Source organism: Stieleria sp. (genome assembly GCF_041595215.1).
Taxonomy (GTDB): domain Bacteria; phylum Planctomycetota; class Planctomycetia; order Pirellulales; family Pirellulaceae; genus Stieleria; species Stieleria magnilauensis.
Genome location: NZ_JBFHKV010000518.1, coordinates 1 through 5,800 on the forward strand (window position 1 = coordinate 1; position 5,800 = coordinate 5,800).

General features: G+C 59.9%; 3 protein-coding genes. 1 reads left to right on the forward strand and 2 read right to left on the reverse strand.

The genetic code is table 11. The features are described from left to right. Both ABX749_RS19145 and ABX749_RS19150 read right to left on the reverse strand, forming a co-directional pair. Nucleotides 1–2,303 (reverse strand): FG-GAP-like repeat-containing protein (locus tag ABX749_RS19145; protein ID WP_372897374.1); only part of this gene is annotated, 2,303 nt, incomplete at its 3' end. Next, nucleotides 2,300–5,239, reverse strand: a complete 2,940-nt coding sequence (locus ABX749_RS19150) for an FG-GAP-like repeat-containing protein (RefSeq protein ID WP_372897375.1) — start codon at nucleotides 5,237–5,239, stop codon at nucleotides 2,300–2,302. The genes ABX749_RS19150 and ABX749_RS19145, both read right to left, overlap by 4 nt. A gap of 345 nt (nucleotides 5,240–5,584) precedes the next feature. Between ABX749_RS19150 and ABX749_RS19155 the strand changes: the two genes are divergently transcribed. Then, nucleotides 5,585–5,773: a hypothetical protein gene (locus tag ABX749_RS19155; RefSeq protein WP_145207482.1), complete on the forward strand. Its 189-nt coding sequence runs from the start codon at nucleotides 5,585–5,587 to the stop codon at nucleotides 5,771–5,773. Nucleotides 5,774–5,800: the final 27 nt, after the last annotated feature.

The following is a 5,800-nucleotide window of genomic DNA, read 5'->3' on the forward strand; positions in this document are numbered from 1 at the left end:
CGGTCGAAATCACCCGCGGCGATTCCCATGCAACCTTGCCGTTGGCCGAGCAACCCGAAGGCGCATCCGGTGATCTGTGCACTTTCCCGCAGCGTGACCGGGGCCGATTCGGTATCTCGATGCGACAGCCAAAAATGATTGAACTCGGTGTCGTTGGCGATAAATAGATCGTTTCCGTTGCGGTCGTCAAAATTCGCGATCACCCCGGCGAATCCATAGTTGGGTTTTTCGTCCATTGCGACAAAGCCATCCCACCGCAGGATCTGACCATCGGGACGAATTTGCCAGGCACGATCGATTGCGGGACGAAACACGCTGGGGTTACAGGCGTCTTTTTCAGGCGTGCAGGCGATCGTGAGCGCGGTCGGATCGTCGATGTAATTGATCTCAACGATTTCCGGCAAATGATCGCCGCTCAAGTCGCCACACGCGATCGACGACGTCCAATCCCCGTGGGCGTCCGGTGCCGCCATCGGCTGACGCCGAAAGGTTCCGTCACCGTTGTTCTGGTACACCACGTTCGGGCCGATGTTGGCCAAAATCATATCCGGAAACCCGTCTTGGTTGATGTCGGCCACGGCGACTCCCTGACCGTAACCCAGGTCTGCCGTTCCGGCGGCCGGCGACACGGAAACCCACGCCCCGATCGGCAAGTTACGAAACAACTGATTCGGCTTGGAACCACTAGCGTCGAATGCATCACCACCACCTTGGGTGAAATAGATGTCGGGCGAGCCATCCAAATCAAAGTCGATGACACCGATTCCTCCGCCGGTCAGCTGATGCAAGAGCTGGGTGTTGTCGGCAGGATCATCGCCACTGTCGTATTGAAAAACCAAGCCGACTTCGGCCGCGACGTTGTTCAATTTGATTTCGGTGACACGTGATTCGTCGATCGCGTCCCCGCTCCGATCCCTCGAATCGTCCGCTGCGATCGCCGAGGCGGGCGGTAGCGGCCAGTCTTCCGGCGCGATGCCACAACTGGCGAAATGGTCTTGATCCGCAGTCGGATCACTTGCCGCTTGCTCACTGTTCTCCAAAGCGTTCCGTTGCTCGCTGACACGCCGGCTCCACTCGTCGCTTCCGCCATGCGTTTTCAAGGACACCTGTCGCCAGGCGATCGCTTCCCAAGGCCGATTCAACGCGTCCAGAATTTCTGACAGCCGGCTCAGTTCCGCAACCGTGCCGGGCTCGCCACCGATCTTGCTGGTGATTATTGCGGCCTCATGCAACAGCGAAAAACGCCGACTGGCACATTCCGCCTCGGTTGCTTTGCCGAGCGTTTGGAGAGAACGAGCCAACGCAAGGAACGAAAACCGGTCCGTTTCATCCAGGCGGACGGCTTCAACAAAACATCGAACCGCTTCCGGATGACGATTCAGACTTTGCATCCGCGTCCCGAGCGCGTACCAATACTCCGGTTCGCGCTGGATGCCCGGCGGAAGCGATTGCAGGTAAGCATCCAGCATGGTATCGAGTTTCAGGTCGGAATAAATCCGACAGCGAAAGGCGGCGATCGGCGTCGACTTCGGGAACCGTTGACTGAGTTGTTCGATCAGAACCCTGGCCTGTTCCAATTCCCCTTCTCTGCGGAGCCGTTTGGCTTCGGCCAAAGCCGCCGGGGGCAACGCTCCGTGGAAGCTCGGTTTGGGCATGGAGACGTCGATGAAGGCTTCTCCATAGGTGTTCATGGCGAACAGTTCCTTCTCGGTGATATCGCCGGAACGCGCCAGCCGACGCAAGTACTTGGCCGCATCGATGCGTCGGCCTTGGTTGTTCAACAGCGCCGCAAGTCGGTGATAGACGGCATTGATGCGGGGCGCGTCCATGGTCGCGTTCAATTCAATGACCTGCTCCAGGCTCGCCTCCGCCTCGGCGTATTGCCCCAGGTCCAGGTACAAGTCGGCTGCCAGCAAGGCCGCATCGACAAAGGCGGTCAGGTCTGACGGCGGAATGGACCGCAGCAGCTCACAGGCGGCGACCGGATCACCGGCTTCGGCTTCACATTTGGCGTACAGCAGCAACGCCTCCGAAGGAACCTGGTCCGACATCAACAGCGGGCGAAGCTCGTCGCGGGCCCCGGCGAAATTGCGTTTCCCGAAGAATCGCTCCGCCTTTTCGATCCGCTGGCGATCGGTTTTTGGAGCCGCGTCAATCGCCCGCTCGCGCCTCCGCTGGCTTTGCAGCAGTTCCGCGGCCCGTTGTTCGTCGGAACCGCCGCCACAGCCGATCACCGAAAAGCCGACGGCGACGAAACCGACGGCAACGACCTTCACCAGGTAGCGTGTGCGATAGATATTCAACGATGACCCTGCAATTGAAATGCGTCTTCAGCCCCTTCGACCAGGACGTAATCGTAGCCTCCCTTCAGCACTCCGAAGGCTTGTGTCGTTCCCGAAGGCCACTGTATTGTGACGTTTTCGGCGCTGTCCTGCTCGCCCAACGCGACCGAAATCCGACGTTGGTTGGTACACATGTAGCCGTCACCGGCGGTCAGCTGCTGGGTTAGCGCTCGCGTGCCCACGGTCGCCGTGACCACCGTGCCGATGGCATCGCGTTGCGTTCGCGTGGCTTTCAAGATCAGCCCGATCGACTGCCCCGCGTTTTCGGTCCGATTGACCAACAGGGAGACGGGCTCGTACAGATGCGTGATCGCCACGTCGGTTCGCCCGTCCCGGTCGACATCAATGGTTGCCAGGGCACGGCCCAAGTGTGGCTGGGAGAAATAGTCCCCCATCCCGTCCAGGCTCAATTCTTCCCAACGCCCCGACGGCTGACGACGAAAGGTCTGCGGAGGCATTTTGTACTGCACGTCGGTGCGATGGACGTCATCGACATGCCCATTGGTGACCATCAGTTCGAGTGATCCGTTGTTATCAAAATCCACCCATTCGGTTCCGAATCCCAGCAGTTTCATCGACGGCTGACCGAGCCCGACCTGGAACGAACGGTCGGCCCAGAAACCCGGTGAGACCTGTTCGTAGTACGTGTTGTGATCGTCGGCAAAGTGGGTGAGAAAGAAATCGATGTCTCCGTCGCCGTCCGGATCGGCGGCAGCGATTCCCATCGACGCCTGCGACGTCGCATCCCCGCTGAATCCGACGCCCCGGGTGGCGGCCAGATCGGCCATTTGAAATTGCCCGTCGGTCACCTCGGGCGACCAGAGGTGATTGGCCGTCATGTCATTGGCGACATAAACGTCCAGCCCGCGGCGCTCGTCAAACTGCCCCACGACCAGACCGAGTCCGCGTCCTGGCGTCTGCGTCTGGATCCATTGATCCGAAACGTCACTAAACGAACCATCTCCTCGGCCTTTCCAAACACGGTCCCGCTCGGCTTCGAACAACAACGGGGGACACGTCGAAAAGCCGTCGGCATTGCGGCACGGTCGTTCCAGCGGTCCTCGGCCGGCACAGTAGTTGGTCGCAAACACATCGGCAATGCCGTCGGCGTCCAGATCGGCGATCACAGCCGACGTCGTCCAGGACTGATCGGTCAGCCCCGCGGCGATCGCGATTTCGTCAAACGTCCCGTCACCGTTGTTTCGAAACAGCCGGTTCTGGCCGTAATTGGAATCAAAGATGTCGGGGAAGCCATCGTCGTTGAAATCGCCAACGGTGATCCCCTGGGAAAACCCGGTGTCGTGATAGCCAGCGTGACGCTCCACCGAGACGAATCCGGTTCCTTGATTTCGGAACAGCCGATTGGACGAGGAGTCCGATGCGAGGGGCTTGCCGTCTAACATTGCCGCGGCCACGTCGGGCCAACCGTCCAGATCAAAGTCGATCACCCCGACGCCACCGCCGACACTTTGATAGATCCAATGCCCTTCTTGGATCGCTTCCGGGGCAATCTCGCAGGTGTGGATCAAGCCCCGTTGCTCGGCCTGATCTTCGAACATCAACGGTCGCTGAAAACTCACTTCCGCGGCACTCGATCGGGGCTGAGTCAGTTTCCAGGCGATCGTCGGCAAATCGCTCAGATCGATCTGTCGATCCATTTCCCTCTCCGGCAACACCCACGGCGTCGTGGCCGTCAACTCGGAGCGGATCGCCAGATAGCGATCGCGAAGATCCGGCAGACGTTCTTCCGGCAACGTCGTCGCGAGTCGTGCCCAGCCCTCGGCTTCCCAGACCCGGCCGAGTGCCAGCATCCCCTCGGCCACCTGCATGGCAGCTCGTTGCGAACGTCCGCTACGCTCCAAATGCGTCTTCAGCGCATCGCGTAGGGCAGCCAGTTTGGTGATCCGATCGGCAACCACGTCGGCGTCCTCGGATCGACCGATCAGGGTCAGGTTCTGGAACAGACCGTTGAGAGCCGAAGGCAAGGCGTGGGGACTCAGCCGGATGGCCTGCCAGTAGGCCCGCGCTGCCTGCTCGTGCTGCCGCTCTCGCTCGGCCCATTCACCGGCAACCAACCAGTACTCGGGCAACGTTTCGATACCGGCGGGAAGCTGCTGCTGCCAATCCAGGATCGAGTCGTATTGATTCAATTCCATCAGCGCTCGCCCATAGAGCGCCTGCGCCGGTGCAAAATCAGCGTGGCGTTCCAGCACCGGTCTCAAACGGTCGGCCACCGACTGCCAATTCGACTTCATCGCGTCCAGGCGGGCGAGGCAATACTGCGGACGCAGATCATCACCCGATCGCTGCAGCATCGATTGACACATCTCGCCGTCAGGTTCCACCCGCGCAGGGTCGGCAAGCACCTGCAACGATTCCGGATCGCCTTGACCGTGTTGGGCCAGCCACTGCAGCGACGGCAGGGCCGCGGGGGTTTGCCCGACCATCGTCGCCAGACCGACCAGGTCAAATCGCGGCTGGGGACGATTGGGGAATCGATCGACGAATGTTTTCAAGGCGTCGATCGCATCGAAAGGCCGACCGGCGGAAACCAAGGCATGAGTCAATTTGTCCAGTAACGCCTCGTTGGGCGACTCGTCCAAACTCAACGACGCCTGATACCTCTCGATCGCGACGTCCCGATCTCCCTGCCGCGAGGCAACGTCACCGGCCAGCTCGATCGCCCGGGCATCGTCGGGGTGAAGCAGCAGGTGTTTGCGAATCGAAGCCTCGGCATCGGCAATGTCGCCCCGCGCGAGTGCGTTCGCCGCGCGTGCGAAGTAGTCTTGCTGGGTTTGATCCTGACCATCTGCTTCGTCGGCCTGCCCCGTTTGGCTAGATCGCGGCGCGGCGCTTGCATCGATCGGCGATGCCTCAGGTTTGCCGCAGCCGGGCATCCAGGACAGGATCCCTAACAGAACGAGTAGCCGGACACCCACGCTGGGCGTCAAACGCACGTGGCGGCTGCGACGGTAGCGCGTTGGACAACCAGCGGAACAGCGCCAACCGAGTCGGAACATGAAACGGTTGAGGGGTTGGCGAGTCATCATGCGGTTAATAAGCGAGCTGCTGTTTGATTGCGGTGTGGCAGTCGGTGCGATCGGGGTAGCGACACGGGTCAACGATCACCGGTTTACGGAACTTGCGCCACGGTGGCGAGCCACTTGATTTTAAGCAACTTAAGGATAACATCTCCGCTCTAGAAACCGGTCAATTTAGGAATTCTTACCCACGAGATTCACATGGCTCGCAAACTTCTGTCTCTGATGGCTCTGGCTTGTTTCCTCTGTGCAGTACCTGGATGTGGTACCGGCGGTGGTGAGGCGGCGTTTGAAGAAACCTCCGCACAGACCCAAGAGGAAATCCAAGAAGCCGAAGATTATGGGGAAATGATGCGGAAACAAGAACTCGAGAACTTTAAAAAGAAATAGGAAACCTTTCTCGTTGCGCTCCTAGCA

Coding starts and splice junctions, on each gene's coding strand:
- ABX749_RS19155 (WP_145207482.1), top strand. CDS start 5,585: ATGGCTCGCAAACTTCTGTCTCTGATGGCTCTGGCTTGTTTCCTCTGT.
- ABX749_RS19150 (WP_372897375.1), bottom strand. CDS start 5,239: ATGCCCGGCTGCGGCAAACCTGAGGCATCGCCGATCGATGCAAGCGCC.